The organism is Lysobacter stagni (genome assembly GCF_030053425.1).
GTDB lineage: Bacteria > Pseudomonadota > Gammaproteobacteria > Xanthomonadales > Xanthomonadaceae > Lysobacter_J > Lysobacter_J stagni.
In genome coordinates this window covers 2272017-2294592 of record NZ_JASGBI010000001.1, presented here as the reverse complement: position 1 = coordinate 2294592, position 22576 = coordinate 2272017, and the positions used below count along the sequence as shown (strand labels likewise).

Below are 22576 nucleotides of genomic sequence, written 5' to 3'. Positions count from 1 at the left end.
ATGGTCCCGCAATGATTGCTGGCCTCGACGGTCTCCGCTTCCAGCACTGGCAGACCGAACTGCGCCCCGACGGCGTCCTGGTCCTGTCCTTCGACAAGGCCGGCACCCCGGTCAACACGTTCTCCCAGGACGTTCTGATCGAGCTGGACACCCTGATCGAGCGCCTGGCGCTGGACCCGCCCAAGGGCGTGGTGCTGCGCTCGGCCAAGGCCTCCGGCTTCATCGCCGGCGCCGACATCCGGGAATTCCAGGCCTTCGACGAGAAGGGGACGGTCGGCGACGCCATCCGCCGCGGCCAGCAGACCTTCCAGCGCCTGGCCGAACTTCCCTGCCCGACCGTCGCCGCCATCCACGGCTTCTGCATGGGCGGCGGCACCGAGATCTCGCTGGCCTGCCGCTACCGCGTCGCCAGCAATGACCCGTCCACGCGCATCGGCCTGCCGGAAGTGAAGCTCGGCATCTTCCCGGGCTGGGGCGGCAGCGTGCGCCTGCCGCGCCTGATCGGCGCGCCGGCGGCATTCGACATGATGCTCACCGGCCGCACGCTGTCGGCCTCGGCCGCGCGTGCGAACGGGCTGGTCGACAAGGTCACCGACGTGGCCAGCCTCATCGACGTCGCCGCCGCGTACGCGCTCAAGGGCGGCGCGCAGCGTCCGTTCAAGCAGCGCTTCCTCGGCTGGGCCACCAACACCCTGCCCGCGCGCCGGCTGCTTGCGCCGATGCTGACCAAGCAGGTCGCACGCAAGGCGCGCAAGGAGCACTACCCCGCGCCGTACGCGCTGATCAACAGCTGGGCGAACAGCGGCGGCGGCATCCAGTCGCACCTGTCGTCCGAGCGCAAGGCGGTGGTGAAGCTGGCGTCCACCCCGACCGCACGCAACCTGATCCGCGTGTTCTTCCTGCAGGAGCGATTGAAGGGACTGGGCGGCAAGGAACACGGCATCCGCAACGTGCACGTGGTTGGCGCGGGCGTGATGGGCGGCGATATCGCCGCGTGGTCGGCGACCAAGGGCTTCAACGTCACGCTGCAGGATCGCGAGCAGCGCTTCATCGACGGCGCACTGACGCGTGCGCAGTCGATGTTCGAGAAGAAGGTGAAGGACGAAGCCAAGCGTGCGGCGGTATCAGCGCGCCTGAAGGGCGACCTCGCTGGCGACGGCGTGGCCGATGCGGACCTGGTCATCGAGGCGATCATCGAGAACGCCGAGGCCAAGCGCGAGCTGTACGCCTCGCTCGAGCCGCGCATGAAGTTCGACGCGCTGCTGACCACCAACACCTCGTCGATCCCGCTGACCGAGCTGCGCGAGCACATCGCGCGTCCGGTGCATTTCGCCGGCCTGCACTACTTCAATCCGGTCGCGCTGATGCCGCTGGTGGAAATCATCCATCACGACCGCGTCGCGCCGCAGACCGAGCAGCGTCTGGCCGCATTCTGCAAGGCCATCGACAAGCTGCCCGTTCCGGTTGCAGGCACACCGGGCTTCCTCGTCAACCGCGTGCTGTTCCCGTACATGCTGGAAGCGGCGACTGCATTTGCCGAAGGCATTCCGGGCGCGGCGATCGACAAGGCCGCGGTGAAGTTCGGCATGCCGATGGGCCCGATCGAACTGATCGACACCGTCGGGCTGGACGTGGCAGCCGGCGTCGGTGCGGAACTCGCGCCGTTCCTCGGCCTGCCGATTCCCGAATCGCTGTCCAGGCCGCCGGAAGCCGGTAAGCGCGGCAAGAAGGACAGCCAGGGCCTGTATCGCTGGGAGAACGGCAAGGCCGTGAAGCCGGCGCTACCGAAGGACTACCAGATGCCGTCGGACCTGGAGGATCGCCTGATCCTGCCGCTGCTCAACGAAGCGGTGGCGTGCCTGCACGACGGTGTGGTCGACGATGCGGAACTGCTCGATGCCGGCGTGATCTTCGGCACCGGTTTCGCGCCGTTCCGCGGCGGCCCGATCCAGTACATCCGCGAGACCGGCGTGGAAGGCCTGCTGGCGCGCATGTCGATCCTGCAGCAGCGCTATGGCGACCGGTTCAAGCCGCGGCCCGGCTGGAACAGTCCTGCGCTGCGTGCGGAACCCCAGGCACCCGCTGCGGCGGCCTGAACCTGAGGGATGTACTTGAAGGCGCATCCGATCGGGTGCGCCTTTCAACTCCGACGTCTTACTTGCAATGGCCGTGCAATACGGTCGCCAGGCAGAGTCCAACCTTGGCGTTGTCCGTCGCGCAATCGATACCGATGATGGCGGTGGGCTTGCCCACATTCGCCGTTACATCGTATGCGTCGGCCGCTCCGCGCTCAGCGTGCCGGCCAGCAGCGCCTCGATCCGGCTGCGCACCGTCTCGCCTTCGGCGCTGTCGGCGAACTGCACGCCGATGCCGGCCGGGCGATTGCCCTGTGCGCCGACGGGCGTGACCCACACTACCTTGCCTGCGACCGGCAGGCGCTCGGCGGATTCCGGCAGCGTCAGCAGCAGGAACACTTCATCGCCGAGGAAATAGCGCTTGGGCGTCGGCACGAAGATACCGCCGCCCTTCAGGAAGGGCATGTAGGCCGTGTAGAGCTGCGCCTTGTCCTTGATCGCGCAGGACAGGATGCCCTGGCGCGCGCCGCCTGCTGCATTCATGCCACTCATCTCCTGCTTCCCCCCTCGACCCGGCCGCCGCTCGCGGCGCGCCAGGCCAGCAACAATTCCGTCACCGCGAGGTCCGCGCGCACCGTGGTGCGCAGCAGGTCGCGGGTGCGGTTCGCCTGATCGAACCACGCGGCCAGACTGCGCGTTCGCACCGGGTCGGTCAAGCCGGCCGCCTCGGTCAGCGCGAGGTCGGCCGCATGGCGCAACCGCAGGCCCGCATCGTCGTCGCCGACCCAGCGCTGCGCCGTTTCGACCGCGCCGGCGTCGCCCTTCGCGATCCGGGCCAGGTCGTTGGCCACGTCGCGCCGCAGTTTCAGGCCGTCGTTTTCCAGCCACTCCTCCGCCAGCCCGGGGTGGCCGCGCGCGGCGTCCAACGCTTCACGGGCGGCCGCTTCCGAACGCCCGCGGGCGCGCAGCCAGGCCAGCGCCTCGTCTGCCTGCGGAAGACGGAATTCATACCGTTGGCAGCGGCTGCGGATGGTCGCCGGCAAGCGCGTGGGATGCGAACTGACCAGCCACAGGTAACGGCCCGGCACGGGCTCTTCCAGCGTCTTCAGCAGCGCGTTGCAGGCGGCGTGGTTGATCGCCTCGGCCGGTTCGAGGATCACCACCTGCGCGCCGCCGTATTGCGGCGTCAGCGCGAGTTGCTCGGAGAGCTGGCGGATCTGCTCGATGACGATTTCGGTGCGCAGCCGCGTGCCTTCCTTGTTGGGAATGAAGGACACGAGGTGGTAGTCCGGATGCGTGCCCGCAGCCAGCAGGTGACAGCTGCGGCACGCGCCGCAGGGTTCGCCATCGGGGCCGGGCTTCTGGCACAGCAGGCGTTGCGCGAGACGTTCGGCCACTGCGCGCTTGCCCAGCTGCGCGGGCCCGCAGAACAACAGTCCATGCGCCAGACGTCCCGCGCCCAGTGCCGCCACGGCCTGTTCGTACACGCGCTGCTGCCACGGCGCGAAGGTGGCGACGTTCACGCTCATGCGTTCGTCTCCATCCACGCGCGCAGGTGCGCCACGGCCTGCGCGGCCACGTCGGCCTGCGGCTGCGTGGCGTCGATCACGCGGAAGCGCTGCGGTTGCGCCTGCGCACGCGCGAGGTAGCCGGCGCGCACGCGTTCGAAGAAGTCCTCGCGCTCGGATTCGATGCGATCCATCGCGCCACGACCCCGCGCGCGTTTCAGGCCCACGTCGACCGGCACGTCCAGCAGCAGGGTCAGGCCCGGCTCGATGCCGACCACGCGCTGCTCCAGTTCGGCAATGAAACCCAGGTCGCCGCCTCGTGCCGCGCCCTGGTAGGCGTAGCTGGCATCGGTGAAGCGGTCGCTGATGACCCACGCGCCACGCTCGATGGCCGGCAGGATGGTCTCGCGCACGTGCTGCGCGCGCGCTGCGAACACCAGCAACAGTTCGGCGTCGGTCGTCGGCGGCTCGTGATGCGTGTCCAGCAGCAGGCTGCGGATCTGTTCCGCCAACGGCGTGCCACCCGGCTCGCGGGTGCTCACCACTTCGCTACCGGACGCGGACAGCGCTTCGCGCAACGCGGCAAGCACGGTCGACTTGCCGGCGCCCTCGCCTCCCTCAAGCGTGACCAGGCGCGGTAGCGTGCGAAGCGTCATTGCCGCTCCTGCGTCTGCACTGCGTCCGCGCCTGCGCGTTCAGCGGCGCGGGCCTGTCGGTAGCGCTGCAGGTAACGCTGCACGTTGGCATCGTGTTCGGCCAGGGTGCGCGCGAAGAGGTGCCGGCCGCTGCCGTCACCCACCGCCACGAAGAACAGGTCTTCGCCCGGCGCCGGGCGCGCGACCGCCTGCAGTGCATCCACGCCCGGCATCGCGATGGGCGTGGGCGGCAGGCCGGCGCGCGTGTAGGTGTTGTACGGCGTGTCGGTGGTGAGATGCACCTTGCGGATGTTGCCGTCGTAACTGGCGCCCAGACCGTAGATCACGGTCGGATCGGTCTGCAGGCGCATGCCGATGCGCAGGCGCTGTTCGAACAGCCCCGCGATGCGCGGACGCTCCTCGGCGATGCCGGTCTCCTTCTCGACGATCGAAGCCAGCACCAGCATTTCGTCGGGCGTCTTCAGCACGCTGTCCTCGTGCCGTTGTTCCCACGCCGCTGCCAGCGCCTTGTCCATCGCCTCATGCGCGCGGCTGAGGATGTCGAGGTCGCTGTCGCCGCGAACGAACAGGTACGTCTCGGGCAGGAAACGGCCCTCGGGATGCTGGCCGGGATGACCCAGCGCCTTCATCAACGCCGCGTCGTCCAGTTGATCCGTCTCGTGCTCGAGTTCACCCGCGCGCTTGAGCGCCGCGCGCAGCTCGCGGATGTTCCAGCCCTCGACGATGGTGAAGCGGCGGCGCACCACCCTGCCGTCGCGCATCGCCACCAGCAGCTTGCGCGGCGAGGTGTTCTTCTCCAGTTCGTACTCGCCCACCTGGAGTTTGCCCGCGGCGCCCAGTTGCTTGGCCAGCGCGCGCCACTGGATGGGCTCGCCGGTCCGCACGCCGGTGGCGCGCAACTTGCGCACCACGGCCGGGAGCGAATCACCCGGTTCCACCACCAGCGTCTGTCCGTTCTCGATGCCCGCGAGCGGTGCGTCGGCAAAACTGGTGTAGCGCTGCCACAGCCATGTCCCGGCCACGGCGGCCGAAAGGAGCAGCAGGAAAAGCAGACCGCCGAAGCGGCGTCCAGATTTGCGACTCACGCAACCTCCGTGGCGAATGCGGGATGCTCGGCGGCCAGCCGGCGCTGGAGTTCGAGCACCTGCGGATGCGGTCGCCACGAACGATCGCGCAGCCGCGCGACGGGCAGGATACCGCGCGCGGCATTGCACAGGAAAATGGCGTCGGCGGCTTCGACATCGGTCACAGCCAGGCGCGTCTCGTCGGCCCCCAGCGCCTGCAGGGCCCAGTCGCGGCACACGCCGGCGATACCGCAGCGGTCCACCGCGGGCGTGGTCCAATGGTCATTGCGCAGCACGAACACATTGGCCGCCGTCGCGCAGACGACATCGCCCTCCATGCTGCGCACCAGGCCCTCGTGGATGTCCGGTTCGTTCCATTCGGCGCGCGCCAGCACCTGTTCGAGCCGGTTGCAGTGCTTGATGCCGGCCAACACCGGCTGCAGCGCCAGGCGCGTGTCGCACCAGCGCAGGTGCAATCCGTCGGCGGGCCCACGGTCCGGCACGGGATGCAGGGAGATGGCCCAGTGCGGGATGGGGCTCACCGGCGGCGCATAGCCGCGTCCGCCCGCGCCGCGCGTGAGCACCAGCTTCAACACCCCCGCCCCGCCGTCGAGCAACGCCTCGCATTCGCGACGCACGCGCGCTTCGTCGGGCAACGGGATCCGCAGCACCTGCGCGCCGCGTTCGAGCCGGTGCCAGTGCGCCGGCCACCAGTGGATGACGCCGCCGTGCGCGCGCATGGTCTCGAACAGGCCATCGCCATAGGCGAGACCGCGATCGTGGTCGGGCGTCGCCACAATCGCCTCATCGCCGGCGAAATGGCGCATGGGCGCGATCACCCGGCCACTCCCAGCGCGCGCAACATGCCGCGTGCCTTGGCGCGCGTCTCGTCGAGTTCCTTGGCGGGGTCGGAATCGGCGACGATGCCGGCACCGGTGCGGAACCGCAGCGCGCTGCCTGCCTCGTCGCGCTCCAGTTCGGCGCTGCGGATGAGGATGTTGAGGTCCAGGTCGCCATCGCGGTTGAGCCAGCCCATCGCACCGGTGTAGGCGCCACGCCCCACGCCTTCCAGTTCCGCGATGATCTGCATGCAGCGGACCTTCGGGCAGCCGGTGATGGTGCCGCCGGGGAATACCGCGCGGATCACCTGTCCCGGCGTCGCTTCGGCGCGCAGGCGTCCGCGCACGTTGCTGACGATGTGGTGCACGTGCGCATAGCTTTCCACCGTCATCAGCTCGTCGACCTCGACGCTGCCCGGCGTGCACACGCGACCCAGATCGTTGCGTTCCAGGTCGATCAGCATCACGTGCTCGGCGCGTTCCTTCGGATGACCCACCAGTTCCTGGATGCGCGTCGCGTCGTCGTCGCCGGCGAAGCGCGGGCGCGTGCCTGCGATCGGGCGCGTTTCGACCACGTCGCCGCGCACCGACACCAGTCGCTCCGGCGAGGCGCTCACCACGGCCCAGTCATCGCCGGCGAACACGCCCGCGAACGGCGCGGGGTTGTTCTCGCGCAGCCGCTGGAAGAGTTCCGCCGCCTCCACGCCGCGATCGAAGCGCGCGCGCCAGCCGCGCGACAGGTTGGCCTGGAAGACATCGCCGGCGGCGAGGTAGTCGAGCACGCGGCGCACGCCATCGATGAAGCGTTGCGGCTCGTCCTCCTCCAGCGCGACCGGCACCTGCCAGGACCGCAGCGTCGGCTGCGACGCGAGCGCGGCAACGTCTTCGAGCACGCTCGCACGCAGCGATTCATGTGCGGTCTCGACGACGAGCACGCATTCACCGCTGGTGTGGTCGCGCAGCACCGCTGCCGGGCAACGCAGAGCCATCGCAGCTGGCAGCCGGCCTTCGGCGCGCGGCAGGTGCAGGATCGGTTCCACCTGCGCTGCCGCTTCGTAGCCGAGCAGCAGCGCCCAGCCGCCGCGGAAGGGCCAACGCGGCTCGTCGCGCGGGACGCGCTCGGCTTGCCAGCGGGCATCGAGAGCAGCGAAGAAATCACGCCCGGCATCCACCCCGTGCTCGTCGCGGACCGTGCCGTCCGCATCCAGGCGCAACGCACCCACGCCAGCGACCAGCAGCATGTCCCAGCGACCCTGCGCGGTGCCGTGCGCGCTGGATTCCAACAGCATCGGGTAGCGCCCGGGCGCCAGGCGCTGGAGCGAGAGCAGGTCGAAGGACGCCGGAAGGGGGTGGGTCAGCAGCATGGCGATATTGTCGTCTATCGCGGCCGGAAGGACGCTGCCTTCGCGGTGGAGACATGCCGTCGTAGGGCGGCCCGGGAGCCGCGCCCTCGCGGGAAGGAAGGCCCCAAACAACGATCCCCGCCGAAGCGGGGATCGTCCAGACACCGCGCGAGGCCTGCCGTCAGATCCGCTTGAACACCAGCGTGCCGTTGGTGCCGCCGAAGCCGAAGCCGTTGGACATCGCCACGTCGATCTTCTTCTCGCGCGCCACGTTGGGCACGTAGTCCAGGTCGCAGCCCTCGCCCGCCTCGAACAGGTTGATCGTCGGCGGGATGATGCCGTCGTGCAGCGCCAGCACGGAGAAGATGGCCTCCACGCCGCCGGCCGCGCCGAGCAGGTGGCCGGTCATCGACTTGGTCGAGCTGACCATGGTCTTGTACGCGTGGTCGCCCAGCGCGCGCTTGATGGCGAGCGTTTCGGCCAGATCGCCCAGCGGCGTCGAGGTGCCGTGCGCGTTGAGGTACTCGATCTGGTCGGCATTGACGCCCGCGTCCTTCATCGCCGCGACCATGCAACGCGCCGGACCTTCGCCGTTCTCGCTCGGCGCGGTCATGTGGAACGCGTCGGAACTGGCGCCGAAACCGGCCAGCTCGCAGTAGATGCGCGCGCCACGCGCCTTGGCGCGTTCGTATTCCTCCAGCACCAGGATGCCGGCACCGTCGCCGAGCACGAAGCCGTCGCGGTCTTTGTCCCACGGGCGCGAGGCGTGCGTCGGGTCGTCGTTGCGCGTGGACATCGCCTTCATCGAGCAGAAGCCGGCGACCGACGTCGGCGAGGAGCCGCGCTCGGCGCCACCGGCGACCATCACGTCGGCATCGCCGTACTGGATCATGCGCATCGCCATGCCGATGGAATGGTTGGCGGTGGCGCAGGCCGAGACGGCGGAGAAATTCGGCCCCTTGATGCCGGTCAGCAGCGAAACCTGGCCGGGCAGCATGTTGATGATGGTGCTGGGCACGTAGAACGGCGACACCTTGCGCGGGCCGCCTTCGTGGTACTTGATCGTCTGCTCTTCGATGCCGAGCAGGCCGCCGATGCCCGAGCCGATCAGCGCACCGATGCGCTCGGCGTTGGAATCGTCGACGGTGAGGTCGGCGTCCTTCATCGCCATCATCGATGCGGCGACGCCGTAATGGATGAACTCCTCCATCTTCTTCGCGTCCTTCGGATTCACCCACTGGGTGATGTCGAAGTCGCGCACCTCGCCCGCGATGCGGGTGGTGAAGGCAGAGGCGTCGAAATTCGTGATCGGGCCGATGCCGGAGCGACCGTTGACGATACCGTCCCAGCTGCTGGCCAGGTCGTTGCCCAGCGGCGAAACGATGCCGAGGCCGGTGACGACGACGCGTCGGAGGGGGCGATTGGACATGAAACACTCCGTCTTCGAACACTACGCCGGCGCATGGTCCGGCTCATAAGACACGGGGCCGCAATGCGGCCCCGGTCTGTGTTTTTCAAGCGACCGCGCCTGAACCAGGCGGCGGCTTGCCTGTAGGCACCGGCCATCGGCCGGCGCCGCAGGGCGAGGCTTACGACTTGACGTGAGCCTTCACGTAGTCGATGGCCTGCTGCACCGAGGTGATCTTCTCGGCTTCCTCGTCCGGGATCTCGCACTCGAACTCTTCTTCGAGGGCCATCACCAGCTCGACGGTGTCGAGCGAGTCAGCGCCGAGGTCGTCGACGAACGAAGCGTTGTTGGTGACTTCTTCTTCCTTAACGCCAAGCTGTTCGACCACGATCTTCTTGACGCGCTCTTCGATGCTGCTCATGGGTACTCACTCCTCCCGGGACGGGATATTCGACGGAATAGTCTAAATGAATCGTGGACGATCGCGAGCATACGCGAAAGTCCTTGGGGTTCAAGCGGTTACAGCTGAAACATTGAGCCCGGCATGGGCGTCTTACGGCATGTACATGCCACCGTTGACGTGCAGGGTCTCGCCGGTGATGTAGGCCGCCGACGGGCCGGCCAGGAAGGCCACCGCGCGTGCGATGTCGGCCGGTTCGCCGAAGCGGCCCAGCGCGATCTGGCCCAGCATCGCGTTCTTCGCGTCTTCCGGCAGCGCGCGGGTCATGTCGGTGTCGATGAAGCCCGGCGCGACCACGTTCACGGTGATGCCGCGACTGCCGATTTCCTTCGCCAGCGACTTGCTGAAAGCGATGATGCCCGCCTTGGCGGCGGCGTAATTGGCCTGGCCGGCGTTGCCGGTCACGCCGATGACGGAAGCGATGTTGATGATGCGGCCCTTGCGCGCCTTCATCATCGAGCGCATCACCGCCTTGCTGCTGCGGTAGACGCTGGTGAGGTTGGTGTCGAGGATGGCCTGCCAGTCCTCGTCCTTCATGCGCATCAGCAGGTTGTCGCGAGTGATGCCGGCGTTGTTGACCAGGATCGACACCGCGCCGATGTCCTTGGCGATGCCCTCGATCAGTTCCTCGATGGCGCCCGCAGCGCCGACATCGAGCACACGGCCGTGGCCGCCGTGGGCCGCCAGGCGATCGCCGATCGCCTTCGCGCCGGCTTCGGACGTGGCGGTACCGATGACCGTCGCGCCCTGCGCGGCCAGTTCGTCGGCGATCGCCGCGCCGATACCGCGGCTGGCGCCGGTGACGAGGGCGATCTCTCCGGAAAGCAGCTTCTCGCTCATGCCTTGTTCCATTCCTCGAAAGCGGATTCGAATTCGCCCGGCGTACCGAGCGCGCGCGCATCGACCGATTTGTCGATGCGCTTGATCAGTCCGGCCAGCACCTTGCCCGGGCCGCACTCGCCCATGCGCGTGGCGCCTTGCGCCATCAGCGCCTGCGCGCAACCGGTCCATTGCACCGGGAGGTACAGCTGGCGCACGAGCGCGTCGCGGATGGCATCGACGCTGCCGTGCACCTTCGCATCGACGTTCTGCACGACCGGACGATCCGGCATGCGCCATGACAGGCCGGCCATCGCTTCGGCCAGGCGGTTGGCCGCGTCGCGCATCAACGGCGTGTGCGAGGGCACGCTGACGGCAAGCTTCACCGTCTTGCGCACACCGCGTTCGCCGAGCATCGCCAGCGCCTTGTCGACCGCTGCGGCGTGGCCGCCGATCACGATCTGGCCGGGCGAATTGAAATTGGCCGGGACCACGACCTCGGTACCGGACACGGCATCGCAGACTTCCTGCACCAGCGCGTCTTCGGCGCCGAGCACGGCGGCCATCGCACCGACACCGGTGGGCGCGGCCTCCTGCATCAGCTGGCCGCGCAGGCGCACGAGATGCGCGCCGTCCTTCAGCGACAGCGCGCCGGCGGCGACCAGCGCCGTGTATTCGCCCAGGCTGTGGCCGGACAACAGTGCCGGCGTACGGCCGCCCTTGTGCTGCCACGCGCGCCATACCGCCACGCCCGCGGCGAGCAGTGCCGGCTGCGTGTACTCGGTGCGATTGAGCATTTCCTCGGGACCGCCCTGGCTGAGCGCCCACAGATCGACACCGGCACCGTCGCTGGCTTCGACGAAGGTCTCGCGAACGATGGGGTGCAGTTCCGCCAGTTCGGCGAGCATGCCCAGCGACTGCGAGCCCTGGCCGGGGAAGACGAAGGCCAGCGTCGTCTCGGGTGCGGTATCGGTCACGCGGGGGTCCCTGAAAAAAGAGTGCGCATGATACGAGTGTTTGCTCTAGGACGTCTGTACCGCCACGTACTGAAGCACCGCCGCCATTGCGGAACCGTGAAACGCGTTCCTGTGCCCGCAAACGAGAACGCCCCCGCCGTTGCCGGCGGAGGCGTCGTGTCGGGGCGCAGACCCGGGTTCAGTAACGCAGCAGCGCCGAGCCCCAGGTGAAACCGCCGCCGAAGGCTTCCAGCAGCACCAGCTGACCGCGCTGCACCTTGCCCGAACGCACCGCTTCGTCCAGCGCCAGCGGCACCGAGCCCGACGAGGTGTTGCCGTGCTTGTCGACGGTGACGATCACGCGGTCCATCGGCATGTCCAGGCGCTTGGCCGTGGCTTCGATGATGCGCAGGTTGGCCTGGTGCGGAATCAGCCAGTCGATGTCATGGCGATCCAGCCCGTTGGCTTCCAGCGTTTCCTCGACGACGGAGTCGAGCGCCTTCACCGCATGCTTGAAGACCTCGTTACCGGTCATCAGCACGCGCACGCCGGCGTTGTGTTCTTCCGGCTTGAATCCGACCGACACGCCGACCGGGTTCCACAGCAGTTCCTTCTTGCCGCCATCGGCATGCATGTGGGTACTGAGGATGCCGGTCTCGGTGTCGGCCTTGAGCACCACCGCGCCGGCGCCGTCGCCGAACAGCACGCAGGTGGAGCGGTCGCTCCAGTCAAGCATGCGGGTGAGCGTTTCCGCGCCGACCACCAGCACCGTCTTCGCGGCGCCGGAACGGATGAACTTGTCGGCCACCGTCAGCGCATAGACGAAACCCGTGCAGGCGGCATTGACGTCGAACGCGGGGCAGCCGTTCGCGCCGAGGCGGTGCTGCAGCAGGCAGGCGGTCGAGGGAAAGATGAGGTCCGGCGTGGTCGTGCCGACCACGATCAGATCGAGGTCCTTGGCATCGACGCCGGCCGCTTCCAGCGCGCGCGTGGCGGCGTGGTAGGCGAGGTCCGACGTGGTTTCGCCTTCCGCGGCGATATGGCGCTCACGGATGCCCGTGCGCGCGGCGATCCACTCATCGCTGGTATCGACGATCTTGGCCAGGTCGTCGTTGGTCAGCACCTTCTCGGGAAGGTAGCTGCCGGTTCCCGCGATGCGGGAATAAATCGTTTGCGTCATCGCCACTCCGCTGCACAGCCGTTGTCGGGATCCGCTGGCCGAACCAGCGGTAGAGCACCGCCGCTTCAGCCGCCGTCCACGAGGGGCCTGGCGGTTCCGGACTGTCCGGCCGGGCGGCGGCCGCGCCGGTCGTCAAGCGACCTGCGCGCGGCGCGGCGGATGGACGGAGAGCTTACTCTTCGTCGACAACCTTGGTCTTGGTGTCGATCACCTTCTTGCCACGGTAGTAGCCGTCGGCGGTGACGTGGTGACGCAGGTGGGTCTCGCCCGTGGTCGGGTCGGTGGCCAGCTGCTTGGCGGACAGCGCATCGTGCGAACGGCGCATGCCACGCTTGGACGGGGAAACGCGGGACTTCTGGACAGCCATGGTCTTGCTCCAAAAAAACTAGTTCGAATGTTTCTTCAATGCCGACAACGCCGCGAAGGGATTCGCACGTTCCGGCTCCTTGGCCTGTTCGGCCGCGGGCCAGTCGCGCTCCACCGCTTCCGTGCCGGGCATGATCGGCACGACCGGAACGGCGAGGATCAACTCATCCTCGACCAGTTCGACGGTCCGCAACTGGCCGTCTTCGGGCATCAGCAGCGGCTCGTATCCTGGCGGCAGCGCGGCTTCGTCCGCTTCATGGCGGATAAGACCGAGCCGCTGCACGATGTTCACCGGCAACAGGAACCGCTGCAGGCTGCGCTGACAGATCAGCGGCAACTCGGCATCGATGCGAAGCTCGACATAGGGCACCCGCAGCGAATCGTGATCGAATTCGATCGCGAACCGCACGTCGCCTTCGGTGTCGGCCAGACTGTCCCGCAACCGCGTCAGCGATGACAACGGCACGCGGCCTTCAACGCCGCGCCGTGCCGCCACCATGCGCCAAGCATCAAGAATCTCGGGCAGGTCCGCTGACATAAGCTGCGGAATGTTATGGACCCCAACGCCTCCTGTCAAACCTGAACCCGTCGCTCCGTATGGCCCGTCACGGGCCGTGCAGGTTCATTTGCGGGCCGGGGTTGCCGGCCTCAGACTGGAGCCATCCCATTCAGCCCGAAATCCCTGCCGTGACCATCGCCCTGCTCGTGCTGCTTTCCGCGCTCCTGGTCGCTGCGCTGGTATTTGCCCGCAATCGGCCCAGCCGGCGCGACCGCGCCCTGCGCGACGTACTGGACGCCGCGGACGCGCTGGAAGCCCAGCTGCGGATCGCCCGGGCGGAGATCGAAGCCGTGGCCGGAAGCGGTGGCGACGACCCCGTCGGCGAGGCCATGCGCGAAATGCTGCGCCAGCGCCTGTGGTTGCGCGACCATGGCCGCGAGGCCAGCCTGGCCCAGCTCGGCGAGGTGCGCAGCTCGATCGACGCCGCCCGCGACCGCATCGACCAGCAATTATCGCGCATCGCCCAGGCACGCGCTCCAATGGTATGAGCGCCCCGCTCCGCCTGGTCCTGGCGTCCACTTCGGTCTATCGGCGCGAACTACTGTCCCGCCTGCGTCTGGCGTTCGACGTCGCCCGGCCGGACGTCGATGAAACCCCTCAGCCCGGGGAAGCCCCGGTCGTCCTGGCCCGCCGCCTCGCGCGCGCCAAGGCCGAAGCCGTCGCCACGCATCATCCGGACGCCTGGGTGATCGGCTCCGACCAGGTCGCCGAGTTCGACGGCCAACCCATCGGCAAGCCCGGCGACCACGCGACCGCCCGCGCCCAGCTCGGCGCGATGTCGGGCCGGGAGGTCCGCTTCCAGACCGGACTGTGCCTGGCGCGCGTCGGCCACGAACCGCTGGAAGCGCTCGACTTCACCGTGGTGCGGTTCCGCGAATTGGCGGAAGGGGATATCGAGCGCTACCTCGCCGCTGAACAGCCTTATGACTGCGCCGGCAGCTTCAAGTCCGAAGGGCTGGGCATCGCGCTGTTCGACGCCATCGACACCCGCGACCCCACCGCGCTGATCGGCCTGCCGCTGATCGCGACGGCACGATTGCTTCGACAGGCCGGCTTTACCCTTCCCTAGCTGGCGTCATTCCGTCAGCACGACGGGCTGTTCCGACCAGGTCTCAATGCTGCCATCGTGACCGTGCAGTCGCAGGCCCAGCCAATGCGGGCCCGGCGCCATCGATTGCCCGCGCAGGTCCACGTTCGCCTCGAAGCCCACATTCGGATGCTGGGGATCGTTGGACATGGGCCACACCGTCCGCAGCCCGTCGAACGGCGTGCCGTAACGCGCCTGTGCGACGACGCGGCCGTCCAGCGTCACGTCGATGCCGGCCAGCCCGGCACCGTCCTTGAACGCCCAGCCGCGCACGTCGAAGCGCTCGCCCACGCGCGCATCGGCCACGGGCGCATCGACCCATGCCATCGCCGGCGTCGTGCACGGCCCTGGCGCGCGCGGGCCATCCAGCGCGAACAGAAGGAAGCGCTGGCGCCCATGATCGACATTGAGCACCTGAGCTGGCGGCAATGGGCCCACCACCGCGCACAGTTCGTGGTAACGCGCGAGCAGGTCGCGGTACTTCACTTCGGTCGCGCCGACCACCAGCAGCACAGGCCCTTCACCCCACGCCTCGCGCCCTGCCGTGTGCAATCCCCACAAGCGCAACTGAGGTGCACGGCCGTGTTTCTGGTTGATCGGGTGATCGAGTACCTCGATGCGCGGATCGCCGAGGGCGAAACCCAGTTCGGAACCGATCTTGAAGTTGTCGGCCACCAACCGCGTGCCGGGCGGCATCGTCGCCAGTCGCGCACGCACCGCATCGGCCAGAGGCTGCCAGCCAGCGAAGTTGGACGGATACCACTTCTTCGCCGCGTTGATCTCGCGCCAGTGCGCGCTGGACACGGCCACGTAGTAGCCCAGGTTGGCAGCCAGGCCCACTGCCGCCAACGCCAGCGTGGCCACGCGCCATCCGCGTGGCCAGGAGGCCAGCACGGCGGGCAACAAAGGCAGCAGCGCCAGGTACCCGGGCAGCGGCCAGTGGAAACTCACCCGTTCGGTGTCGGCGAAGAATCCCAGCACGAAGAAGCCGGCCACGATGCCCGCGCCCAGCAGCGCGAAGTAGCGCGACACGGTCGATGCGCACCGCAGGCTGCGCCAGGCCGCCACGCACAGGGCCGCGAACAGCAGGGGTGTCACCAGCAGCGGCTGCACCAGCAGGAAGAGCAGCCCGTCCACGTGGAACGACCACGGATGCCGATCGACCAGCTGGAAGCGCAGCCCTGCATCGGCGTTGTCCAGGTTCCAGGCGACCAGCGGCACCCATGCCGATGCGCCGAAGGCGATGGCGATCATCACGCGCACGTCGCGCAGCGCGCGTCGCCCCTCTTCCAGCATCAGCAGCGCGATGAACCCCACACCGATCACCGCGATGAACCGGTAATGGCACAGCGCTCCCAGCGCCAGACCCACCGCCAGTTCGAGTGCGGCCTGCGCGGTGACCTGCCTCAGCAAGCGCGCACCGGCATCCACGCACAGCAGCGTGGCCAGCGCCATCGCCGCATCCGGCAATGCCATCAACCCCAGCGTGCCTGCCAGCGGCAGCAGCAGGGCGAACAGCCCCGCTTCCCAGCCGGCCTTCGCACCGAATTCACGCGAAGCGATGCGCACCGTCAGCAACGGAATGCATGCGGCGATCAGCAGGAACGGCAAGCGCAATGCCAACGCGGTGTCGCCCCCCAGGGCCACGCCGACGCGGGTCAGCCATGCGGTAAGTCCGGGCAGATCGGAATACGCGGCAGCCGGATGCTGGCCTTCCTGCCAGTAGAAGGCCTCGTCGACGAACAGCGGCAGTCGCGCGGCGACCGCCACCTTCACCAGCAGAACTGAGACCCACAGCACCCAGAAGGCGCGCTGCGTCTTCGCTGCATCCCGCATCCGTTCGTGACCTCGCTACACTCTGGTTTGATCGGGACGACCCGTTCGGGGCGCCCTGCGCACGGCAACGATGCGCCCGCGGCGGCAATCAGGAGACACGCACGATGGCGGTACCCCTCACGACGGCGCCCATGCTAACCGATGGCCTGCGCTTGGCCCTCGACCGTGCGCAGACACAGGTCAACGCACTGGTGCTGGGCAAGGCGCAGGAAGTGCGCCTTGCCTTCGTCGCGCTGCTCGCCGGCGGACATCTGCTGATCGAAGACCTCCCGGGCCTGGGCAAGACCACGCTGGCACACGCGCTCGCCGCGACGCTGGGACTGGATTTCCAGCGCGTGCAGTTCACCTCCGACCTGCTGCCGGCCGATGTCGTCGGCGTGTCGGTGTTCGATCCGCAATCGCGTGAATTCCAGTTCCATGCAGGCCCGGTGTTCGCGCAGGTGCTGCTGGCCGACGAAATCAACCGCGCGCCGCCGCGTACGCAGAGCGCGCTGCTGGAAGCGATGGCCGAATACCAGGTCACGGTGGACGGGACCACGCATCCCCTGCCCGATCCGTTCTTCGTGATCGCGACGCAGAATCCCGTCGACCTGTCCGGCACGTACCCGTTGCCCGATTCGCAACTGGATCGCTTCCTGCTACGCCTGAGCCTGGGCTATCCCGGTGAGAGCGCCGAACGCGACCTGCTCGCCGGCGACGACCGTCGCGACATGATCGCCAAGGTGCTGCCACTGCTGGGCAGCGCCGATGTGCAGGATGCGCGGCGCGTCGTTCAGCAGGTGCACGCAAGCGACGCGTTGATCGCCTACGTGCAGGCGCTGCTCGCCCGCAGCCGTCGTCATCCGGGCGTGCGCGTGGGCCTGTCGCCCCGCGCGGGCTTGGCGCTGCTGCGTGCGTCGCGTGCGTATGCGTTGCTGCTGGGCCGCGCGCACGTGTTGCCCGAGGACGTGCAGGCCCTGTTCCCCGCCGTGGCCGCGCATCGGTTGGTGGCGGAAGTGGATGCCGGCAAGGACGCCGCACTGGCCAAGGCGATCCTGCACGCGGTGCCGGTGGACTGACCATGCCCGCAGCTGCGGTCCGGCGCCTGTATGCGCGCTTCCATGCTTTCGCCATGGTGTGGACGCGGCCGCGCGATCCGGAGCCGTTCCCCGCCCGCCTGCACCGTCGTCGCATCTACGTGCTGCCCACGGGCTTCGGCCTGTTCTATGCGGCTGCGCTGCTGACCATGCTGCTGGGCGCGTTGAACTACAACAACAACCCCGCGCTGCTGCTCGGATTGCTGCTGGGCGGCGCGGGCATGGCCAGCCTGATCGCCGCGCAGATGCAGTTGTCCGAACTGGAGATCATCGCCGCCGAAGCCGAGCCGGTTTCCGCGGGCGCCGCACTCACCGTGCGCGTGCATGCGCGCGCCGCACCAGGACGCGCCCGACGCGGGTTGCGCCTGGACGACGATGGCCTCTTCGATGCCGACGCCGCGGTGCTCAACCTCGAACAGGGCGCGGGCCAGGCGCAACTGCAGTTGCCCACACTCCAGCGTGGCTGGTTCGATCTGCCCCGGCTGCGCCTGTCGACCACACGCCCGCTAGGGCTTGCACGGGCATGGGCGTACGTGTGGCCCGAAACTCCGTTGCTGGTCTACCCCACACCCGAACCACACGGTCCGCCGTTGCCGACCGGCCGTGGCGATCGCGTGCAGGCGCGACTGAATCCCGCCGGCGACGACGTGCACCACCTGCGCGCCTACCGCGCCGGCGATCCGCGACGCGCCATCGCCTGGAAGCCATCGGCGCGGCGCGACGCACTGATCGTGCGCGAGTTCGAACAACCCATGGGCGCGGAAATCGTGCTGGACTGGCACAGCGCGGGCGGCGTGCCCTACGAAGCGCGCATCTCGCGACTGGCGCGCTGGGTGGACGAGGCCGAACGTGAGGGCCGTCGCTACCAGCTGCGTCTTCCCGGCCAGCCTGCGATCGGACCGGACCGCGGCCCGCAGCATCGCCACACCTGCCTGCGCGCGCTTGCGCTGATGCCGCATGGCTAGTGCCGCGCTCGCACTGAAGCCGCACCATCGCGCCTGGGCACTGCTCGCCGCGGCCGTGTGCCTGTTGCCGCTGCTGCTGCAATTGCCACTGACGCTTGCGCTGTCCATCGGCGGTTGCGCGCTGGCCATCGCCGTCCTGTCGCACCGCCAGCCGATGCCCGGCGCGCTGCGGCTGTTGATCGCGTTGGGACTGATCGCCCTCGTGCTGATGCTCAGCCGCTTCTCCATCGGCCGCGACACGGGGTGTGCGCTGCTGGCCGCGATGCTGGCGGTCAAACCTTCGGAAACCTTCACCGTGCGCGATGCGCGCAGCCTGCTCGCCTTCGCGCTGTTCGCACCGTTCGCCACGTTCCTGCTGGACCAGGGGCCGCTGTCGCTGCTGCTGGGCCTGGTCGGCGCATTGCTGGTGCTGGCCACGCTGCAATACCTGGCGGAAATCGAATCGGGCGATCTGCAACCCGTGCCGGCGCGACAGCGGCTGTGGAGCATCGCCCGCCTGCTCGCCATAGGCCTTCCGCTGGCGCTGGCCGCGTTCTGGCTGTTTCCGCGCCTCGGGGCGCCGTTGTGGGGCATTCCCGATCGCGCGCTGGCACGCACCGGCCTGACCGACCGCATGAGTCCGGGCGACTGGGTCGACCTCATGGGCGACGATCGCCCCGCGCTGCGTGCGCGTTTCTTCGGGGCGACGCCGCGTCCGCAGCAGATGTACTGGCGTGGGCCCGTCCTGTGGGATTTCGATGGGCGCACATGGACCCAGCCCAACTGGCATCCGGACATTCCGGAAACGCCGGTCGTTCCCGCGCGCGATCGCTGGGATTACGAGATCGAACTGGAGCCCACCGACCGCACGCAGCTGGTCGCACTGGACCTGCCGGTCTCCGCACCCGATGGCAGCCGGATGGAGCCGGACCACAATCTGCAGACCTTCCGCCCGCTCAACGGCCTGACGCGCTGGCGCATGCAATCGGCACCGCCCGCGCAGTACCAGCCCCGGCTTCCGCGCGATGTGCGCCAGTACGCGCTGCAACTGCCGCAGGGATTCAATCCGCGCACGCTGGCGCTGGCCCGCCAATGGCGGCAGGAGGCCGGCCCGTTCGACGACGAGGCCATCGTGCGCCGCTCGCTGGACTGGATCCGCCGCGACTTCAGCTACACGCTGGAAACGCCGCTGCTCGGGCGGCATTCGGTCGATGAATTCCTGTTCGACCGCAAGGCCGGCTTCTGCGAACACTTCAGCTCGTCGTTCGTCGTGCTGATGCGCGCCGCGGGCATTCCGGCGCGCGTGGTCACCGGCTACACGGGCGGCTACCGCAACCGCATCGGCGATTACTGGCTGGTGCGTCGATCCGATGCGCACGCCTGGGCCGAGGTGTGGCTGCGCGGTCGGGGCTGGAGCCGCGTGGACCCCACGGCCGCGGTCGCGCCGGAGCGCGTCTTCGATACCCTGCAGACGCAGGAAACGGCCCCCGATGGCCTGCTCGCCAGCTTTGGCGGCGCAACGTCCCTGTCCGATGTCGGCGACTGGCTGCGGCGCGGCTGGAACGACTTCGTGCTGGGCTTCGATGCCCGGCGCCAGCAGCAACTGCTGCGACCCTTCGGCATCGAGCGCATCGACGACCGCACGCTGGTGCTGCTGCTCGCGCTGGCCGCGGCGCTGGGCCTGCTGTGGATGGTCTGGCTGAGTCGGCGCAACGAACGCGAGGCCGACCCGGTGCTGCGCGCGTGGCATCGACTCTCGCGCCGGTATCGCCGCTTCGGTCTGGAGCGCGAACCCTTCGAGCCCCCTTCGACCTGGGTGGAGCGCATCGCCGCGGCCCGTCCCGACCTGGCCGCGGACCTGCGGATGCTCAGCCAACGTTTCAGCGATTGGCGGTACGCTGATGGCGAACCGGGGGGACGTTCGGCCCGCGCCTTGACCATGGCGCTACGCGCGCATCGCCCGCCCGCGACTTCTCCAGGAGAACGCCGATGAACGTCCGTCTCGCCGTACTCGCCGTCAGCGCCGCGCTGCTCGCCGCCTGCGCGAGCGTACCCCAACCGTTGCAGGGCCAGTTCGACCCGATCAATCCGCGCGACGCCGCCGCCCGGGACAGCACGGGCGCGCCGGTACGTTGGGGCGGGCGCATCGTCAACGTCGAACCGCTGGCCAACCGCACCTGCTTCGAGATGATCTCGACCATGCTGGGCGATAGCGGCCGGCCGTACTGGGGCAGCGACGACACCGGCGGTCGCTTCCTCGCCTGCCGCACCGGCTTCTACGACCCGGCCGTGTTCGAGAAGAACCGCGAGGTCACCTTCGTCGGCCACATCGCCGGCTACGAGAACCGCCGCATCGGCCAGTACGACTACCGCTTCCCGCGCGTGGACGCCGACGTGGTCTACCTGTGGCCGGCCCGTGAAACCGTGGACGCGATGAGCTACCCGGCGCCGTGGCCGTGGTGGGGATGGTGGTAAGTCGGATCGCCAGGCGCCTTGAACTTCGCGTTCCGCCCCTCGTCGTCATGGGGGCCACTGCAGGCCTGATGTGGCTGGCCGCAGAACGCTTCCCTTCGCTCACCTTTCCCTTCCCGGGACGGAGCCTGTTCGCGATCGCGGTTGCGGGGATCGGCATCGCCATCGCACTGAGCGGAGTTGCGGCGTTCCGCTCCGTCCGGACCACGGTCGATCCGACCGCACCGGAAAGCTCGTCGACACTGGTGACGCGCGGAATCTATCGACTGACCCGCAATCCGATGTATCTCGGATTCCTGTTGATCCTTGTTGCTCTCGGCGTGCAGCTGTCCAATGTGGTTGCGGTGGCGCTGACGCCACTGTTCATCCTCTACCTGGACACATTCCAGATCGGGCCTGAAGAACGCGTGCTGACGCAACGGTTTGGCGACGTCTACCGGCAGTACCTGCGGGCAACCCGCAGGTGGCTCTGACTTGCGAAGGCCTTACCGCGGCGTCCCGAACCGCCCCAGCTGCGCACCCGCGAGCAGATGCAGATGGAGCTGGAACACGGTCTGTCCGCCGTGGCCGTTGCAGTTCATCACGATACGGTAGCCGTCTTCGGCGAATCCTTCGCGCTTGGCGTACTGCGCCGCGGCATGGGCAAGGCGGCCGACGATGGCGGCCTGGTCCAGCTGCAGTTCGTTGAGCGTGGCGATGTCGGTCTTGGGCACGAACAGCACATGCACCGGCGCTTGCGGCGCGATATCGCGGAACGCGATCAGGTGCTCGTCCTCGTAGACGACGTCGGCCGGGATCTCGCGGCGGATGATCTTGTGGAAGATGGTGTCGGACATGGGATCGAGGGCTTGGGCTGGGGATCGGAGAACGGCGGAAGCGGTCACGAGGATACGCGCCCGCAACCCCGGCGCCATTCACGGGCGCCAGCTTCGCCCTATTCCATCTCGCTGCGACTGCCGAACGCGTGCGACAGCGTGCCGCGGTCCACGTATTCCAGCTCGCCGCCCAGCGGCACGCCGTGCGCGAGGCGGCTGGGGCGCACCTTGTGCTGGCGCGCCAGCTGCGCCAGGTAGTGCGCGGTCGCCTCGCCCTCCACGGTGGGATTGGTGGCGATGATGAGTTCCTGCACTTCGCCTTCGGCCAGGCGTTCGGCCAGTCGGTCCAGGCCGAGCTCGCGCGGGCCGATGCCGTCCAGCGGCGACAGCCGTCCCTGCAGGACGAAGTACTGCCCGCGATAACCGGTGGCCTGCTCGATGGCCAGCCGGTCGGCGGGCGATTCGACAATGCACAGCTGGTGCGCGTCGCGCGAGGCGCTGGCGCAGGTCGCGCAGACCTCGGTCTCGCTGAAGTCGCGACAGCGCACGCAGTGGTGAATGTTCTCCACCGCTGCGGCCAGCGCCGCGGACAGCCGCTGGCCACCGGCGCGCTCGCGTTCGAGCACGTGATAGGCCATGCGCTGGGCGGACTTCTGCCCGACGCCCGGCAGCACGCGCAGGGCATCGATCAGTTGTTCGAGGAGCGGTGAGGTCATTGCGAAGGATCGTTCCTCACGCGGCCGTTCTGTTCCGCGCCTGGCGCGGCGGGAACGGCCCCGCGGATCAGAACGGCATCTTCATGCCGGGCGGCAGCGGCATGCCGGCGGTCGCGGCGGACATCCGCGCCTGCGATTCGGCATTGACCTTGTTCACGGCATCGTTGAAAGCGGCGGCGATGAGGTCCTCGACCATTTCCTGGTCGGACAGCACGCTGGGATCGATGCGGATCTTGCGGCACTCCATGCGGCCGGTGATGGTCACGCTGACCATGCCGCCGCCGGCATTGCCGGTCACTTCCAGCTTGCCGAGCTCTTCCTGCGCGCGCTGCACGTTTTCCTGCATCCGCTGCGCCTGCTGCATCAGTTGGGCGATGTTTCCACGCATGTTCGTTCT

Annotated in this window: 25 protein-coding genes; 8 read left to right on the top strand and 17 right to left on the bottom strand. The window is 68.5% G+C overall.

Features of this window, described 5'->3' with window-relative positions; genetic code table 11:
* Positions 1-11: 11 nt before the first annotated feature.
* Positions 12-2096: a 3-hydroxyacyl-CoA dehydrogenase NAD-binding domain-containing protein gene (locus tag QLQ15_RS10750; RefSeq protein WP_283212772.1), complete on the top strand. Its 2085-nt coding sequence runs from the start codon at positions 12-14 to the stop codon at positions 2094-2096.
* 165 nt (positions 2097-2261) lie between these two features.
* Here QLQ15_RS10750 and QLQ15_RS10745 read toward each other — a convergent pair whose 3' ends face one another.
* The 13 genes from QLQ15_RS10745 to QLQ15_RS10685 all read right to left on the bottom strand — a co-directional run bounded on the left by QLQ15_RS10745 (position 2262) and on the right by QLQ15_RS10685 (position 13212).
* Positions 2262-2627: a PilZ domain-containing protein gene (locus QLQ15_RS10745; RefSeq protein ID WP_283212771.1), complete on the bottom strand. Its 366-nt coding sequence runs from the start codon at positions 2625-2627 to the stop codon at positions 2262-2264.
* Positions 2624-3604 carry a DNA polymerase III subunit delta' gene (locus QLQ15_RS10740; protein ID WP_283212770.1) on the bottom strand — a complete coding sequence of 327 codons (981 nt, stop codon included), beginning with the start codon at positions 3602-3604 and terminating at the stop codon, positions 2624-2626. Before QLQ15_RS10740 ends, QLQ15_RS10745 begins: the two co-directional genes overlap by 4 nt.
* On the bottom strand, positions 3601-4239 hold the full coding sequence (gene tmk / locus QLQ15_RS10735; RefSeq protein ID WP_283212769.1) for a dTMP kinase: 639 nt from the start codon (positions 4237-4239) through the stop codon (positions 3601-3603). The genes QLQ15_RS10740 and tmk overlap by 4 nt, the downstream gene beginning before the upstream one ends.
* Complete coding sequence (gene mltG, locus QLQ15_RS10730; protein ID WP_432277798.1) at positions 4236-5324, bottom strand: endolytic transglycosylase MltG; 1089 nt, start codon at positions 5322-5324, stop codon at positions 4236-4238. The genes tmk and mltG overlap by 4 nt, the downstream gene beginning before the upstream one ends.
* Positions 5321-6130 (bottom strand): aminodeoxychorismate lyase, encoded by an 810-nt coding sequence (pabC, locus tag QLQ15_RS10725; protein WP_283212768.1) that lies wholly within the window; start codon positions 6128-6130, stop codon positions 5321-5323. The genes mltG and pabC overlap by 4 nt, the downstream gene beginning before the upstream one ends.
* Positions 6131-6138: 8 nt before the next feature.
* Complete coding sequence (locus tag QLQ15_RS10720) at positions 6139-7506, bottom strand: aminodeoxychorismate synthase component I (protein WP_283212767.1); 1368 nt, start codon at positions 7504-7506, stop codon at positions 6139-6141.
* Between the two features lie 160 nt (positions 7507-7666).
* Positions 7667-8914 carry a beta-ketoacyl-ACP synthase II gene (gene fabF / locus QLQ15_RS10715; RefSeq protein ID WP_283212766.1) on the bottom strand — a complete coding sequence of 416 codons (1248 nt, stop codon included), beginning with the start codon at positions 8912-8914 and terminating at the stop codon, positions 7667-7669.
* Between the two features lie 160 nt (positions 8915-9074).
* Positions 9075-9314: an acyl carrier protein gene (gene acpP, locus QLQ15_RS10710; RefSeq protein WP_031373652.1), complete on the bottom strand. Its 240-nt coding sequence runs from the start codon at positions 9312-9314 to the stop codon at positions 9075-9077.
* Positions 9315-9446: 132 nt separating this feature from the next.
* Positions 9447-10193: a 3-oxoacyl-ACP reductase FabG gene (fabG, locus tag QLQ15_RS10705; protein WP_283212765.1), complete on the bottom strand. Its 747-nt coding sequence runs from the start codon at positions 10191-10193 to the stop codon at positions 9447-9449.
* Positions 10190-11149, bottom strand: coding sequence for an ACP S-malonyltransferase (gene fabD, locus QLQ15_RS10700; protein ID WP_283212764.1), 960 nt, complete (start codon positions 11147-11149; stop codon positions 10190-10192). The genes fabG and fabD overlap by 4 nt, the downstream gene beginning before the upstream one ends.
* A 178-nt stretch (positions 11150-11327) precedes the next feature.
* Positions 11328-12308 carry a beta-ketoacyl-ACP synthase III gene (locus QLQ15_RS10695; RefSeq protein WP_283212763.1) on the bottom strand — a complete coding sequence of 327 codons (981 nt, stop codon included), beginning with the start codon at positions 12306-12308 and terminating at the stop codon, positions 11328-11330.
* Positions 12309-12480: 172 nt separating this feature from the next.
* Positions 12481-12675 (bottom strand): 50S ribosomal protein L32, encoded by a 195-nt coding sequence (gene rpmF / locus QLQ15_RS10690; protein ID WP_158982056.1) that lies wholly within the window; start codon positions 12673-12675, stop codon positions 12481-12483.
* A gap of 18 nt (positions 12676-12693) precedes the next feature.
* On the bottom strand, positions 12694-13212 hold the full coding sequence (locus QLQ15_RS10685; protein WP_283212762.1) for a YceD family protein: 519 nt from the start codon (positions 13210-13212) through the stop codon (positions 12694-12696).
* Between the two features lie 149 nt (positions 13213-13361).
* On the opposite strand from QLQ15_RS10685, the gene QLQ15_RS10680 reads away from it, so the two are divergent.
* Positions 13362-13721 (top strand): hypothetical protein, encoded by a 360-nt coding sequence (locus QLQ15_RS10680; RefSeq protein WP_283212761.1) that lies wholly within the window; start codon positions 13362-13364, stop codon positions 13719-13721.
* Positions 13718-14302, top strand: a complete 585-nt coding sequence (locus tag QLQ15_RS10675; protein ID WP_283212760.1) for a Maf family protein — start codon at positions 13718-13720, stop codon at positions 14300-14302. Before QLQ15_RS10680 ends, QLQ15_RS10675 begins: the two co-directional genes overlap by 4 nt.
* A gap of 6 nt (positions 14303-14308) precedes the next feature.
* Here QLQ15_RS10675 and QLQ15_RS10670 read toward each other — a convergent pair whose 3' ends face one another.
* Positions 14309-16156: an ArnT family glycosyltransferase gene (locus QLQ15_RS10670; RefSeq protein WP_283212759.1), complete on the bottom strand. Its 1848-nt coding sequence runs from the start codon at positions 16154-16156 to the stop codon at positions 14309-14311.
* 104 nt (positions 16157-16260) lie between these two features.
* Here QLQ15_RS10670 and QLQ15_RS10665 point away from each other — a divergent pair, with 104 nt between their 5' ends.
* The 5 genes from QLQ15_RS10665 to QLQ15_RS10645 all read left to right on the top strand — a co-directional run bounded on the left by QLQ15_RS10665 (position 16261) and on the right by QLQ15_RS10645 (position 21121).
* The gene (locus QLQ15_RS10665) at positions 16261-17214 is read left to right on the top strand and encodes an AAA family ATPase (protein WP_283212758.1); all 954 of its coding nucleotides are present in this window, start codon (positions 16261-16263) and stop codon (positions 17212-17214) included.
* Positions 17215-17267: 53 nt separating this feature from the next.
* Positions 17268-18197, top strand: coding sequence for a DUF58 domain-containing protein (locus tag QLQ15_RS10660; protein WP_283213994.1), 930 nt, complete (start codon positions 17268-17270; stop codon positions 18195-18197).
* A complete protein-coding gene (locus tag QLQ15_RS10655) occupies positions 18190-20169 on the top strand; it encodes a transglutaminase TgpA family protein (RefSeq protein WP_283212757.1) in 1980 nt (659 codons plus the stop codon). Before QLQ15_RS10660 ends, QLQ15_RS10655 begins: the two co-directional genes overlap by 8 nt.
* Positions 20166-20651, top strand: a complete 486-nt coding sequence (locus tag QLQ15_RS10650; RefSeq protein WP_283212756.1) for a Slp family lipoprotein — start codon at positions 20166-20168, stop codon at positions 20649-20651. The genes QLQ15_RS10655 and QLQ15_RS10650 overlap by 4 nt, the downstream gene beginning before the upstream one ends.
* A gap of 68 nt (positions 20652-20719) precedes the next feature.
* A complete protein-coding gene (locus QLQ15_RS10645; protein ID WP_283212755.1) occupies positions 20720-21121 on the top strand; it encodes a methyltransferase family protein in 402 nt (133 codons plus the stop codon).
* 12 nt (positions 21122-21133) lie between these two features.
* On the opposite strand, the gene QLQ15_RS10640 is transcribed toward QLQ15_RS10645, so the two are convergent.
* From QLQ15_RS10640 to QLQ15_RS10630, 3 genes are all read right to left on the bottom strand, one after another.
* A complete protein-coding gene (locus QLQ15_RS10640) occupies positions 21134-21484 on the bottom strand; it encodes a histidine triad nucleotide-binding protein (RefSeq protein ID WP_283212754.1) in 351 nt (116 codons plus the stop codon).
* Between the two features lie 98 nt (positions 21485-21582).
* The gene (gene recR, locus QLQ15_RS10635; protein ID WP_283212753.1) at positions 21583-22179 is read right to left on the bottom strand and encodes a recombination mediator RecR; all 597 of its coding nucleotides are present in this window, start codon (positions 22177-22179) and stop codon (positions 21583-21585) included.
* Between the two features lie 67 nt (positions 22180-22246).
* Positions 22247-22567: a YbaB/EbfC family nucleoid-associated protein gene (locus QLQ15_RS10630; protein ID WP_283212752.1), complete on the bottom strand. Its 321-nt coding sequence runs from the start codon at positions 22565-22567 to the stop codon at positions 22247-22249.
* Between the last annotated feature and the right edge of the window lie 9 nt (positions 22568-22576).

Bases quoted from the DNA above. Each gene is read 5' to 3' on its own strand.
- QLQ15_RS10750 (WP_283212772.1), top strand. From the start codon at position 12: ATGATTGCTGGCCTCGACGGTCTCCGCTTCCAGCACTGGCAGACCGAA.
- QLQ15_RS10745 (WP_283212771.1), bottom strand. From the start codon at position 2,627: ATGAGTGGCATGAATGCAGCAGGCGGCGCGCGCCAGGGCATCCTGTCC.
- QLQ15_RS10740 (WP_283212770.1), bottom strand. From the start codon at position 3,604: ATGAGCGTGAACGTCGCCACCTTCGCGCCGTGGCAGCAGCGCGTGTAC.
- tmk (WP_283212769.1), bottom strand. From the start codon at position 4,239: ATGACGCTTCGCACGCTACCGCGCCTGGTCACGCTTGAGGGAGGCGAG.
- pabC (WP_283212768.1), bottom strand. From the start codon at position 6,130: ATGCGCCATTTCGCCGGCGATGAGGCGATTGTGGCGACGCCCGACCAC.
- QLQ15_RS10720 (WP_283212767.1), bottom strand. From the start codon at position 7,506: ATGCTGCTGACCCACCCCCTTCCGGCGTCCTTCGACCTGCTCTCGCTC.
- fabF (WP_283212766.1), bottom strand. From the start codon at position 8,914: ATGTCCAATCGCCCCCTCCGACGCGTCGTCGTCACCGGCCTCGGCATC.
- acpP (WP_031373652.1), bottom strand. From the start codon at position 9,314: ATGAGCAGCATCGAAGAGCGCGTCAAGAAGATCGTGGTCGAACAGCTT.
- fabG (WP_283212765.1), bottom strand. From the start codon at position 10,193: ATGAGCGAGAAGCTGCTTTCCGGAGAGATCGCCCTCGTCACCGGCGCC.
- QLQ15_RS10695 (WP_283212763.1), bottom strand. From the start codon at position 12,308: ATGACGCAAACGATTTATTCCCGCATCGCGGGAACCGGCAGCTACCTT.
- rpmF (WP_158982056.1), bottom strand. From the start codon at position 12,675: ATGGCTGTCCAGAAGTCCCGCGTTTCCCCGTCCAAGCGTGGCATGCGC.
- QLQ15_RS10685 (WP_283212762.1), bottom strand. From the start codon at position 13,212: ATGTCAGCGGACCTGCCCGAGATTCTTGATGCTTGGCGCATGGTGGCG.
- QLQ15_RS10675 (WP_283212760.1), top strand. From the start codon at position 13,718: ATGAGCGCCCCGCTCCGCCTGGTCCTGGCGTCCACTTCGGTCTATCGG.
- QLQ15_RS10670 (WP_283212759.1), bottom strand. From the start codon at position 16,156: ATGCGGGATGCAGCGAAGACGCAGCGCGCCTTCTGGGTGCTGTGGGTC.
- QLQ15_RS10665 (WP_283212758.1), top strand. From the start codon at position 16,261: ATGGCGGTACCCCTCACGACGGCGCCCATGCTAACCGATGGCCTGCGC.
- QLQ15_RS10660 (WP_283213994.1), top strand. From the start codon at position 17,268: ATGGTGTGGACGCGGCCGCGCGATCCGGAGCCGTTCCCCGCCCGCCTG.
- QLQ15_RS10655 (WP_283212757.1), top strand. From the start codon at position 18,190: ATGGCTAGTGCCGCGCTCGCACTGAAGCCGCACCATCGCGCCTGGGCA.
- QLQ15_RS10650 (WP_283212756.1), top strand. From the start codon at position 20,166: ATGAACGTCCGTCTCGCCGTACTCGCCGTCAGCGCCGCGCTGCTCGCC.
- QLQ15_RS10645 (WP_283212755.1), top strand. From the start codon at position 20,720: ATGTGGCTGGCCGCAGAACGCTTCCCTTCGCTCACCTTTCCCTTCCCG.
- QLQ15_RS10640 (WP_283212754.1), bottom strand. From the start codon at position 21,484: ATGTCCGACACCATCTTCCACAAGATCATCCGCCGCGAGATCCCGGCC.
- recR (WP_283212753.1), bottom strand. From the start codon at position 22,179: ATGACCTCACCGCTCCTCGAACAACTGATCGATGCCCTGCGCGTGCTG.
- QLQ15_RS10630 (WP_283212752.1), bottom strand. From the start codon at position 22,567: ATGCGTGGAAACATCGCCCAACTGATGCAGCAGGCGCAGCGGATGCAG.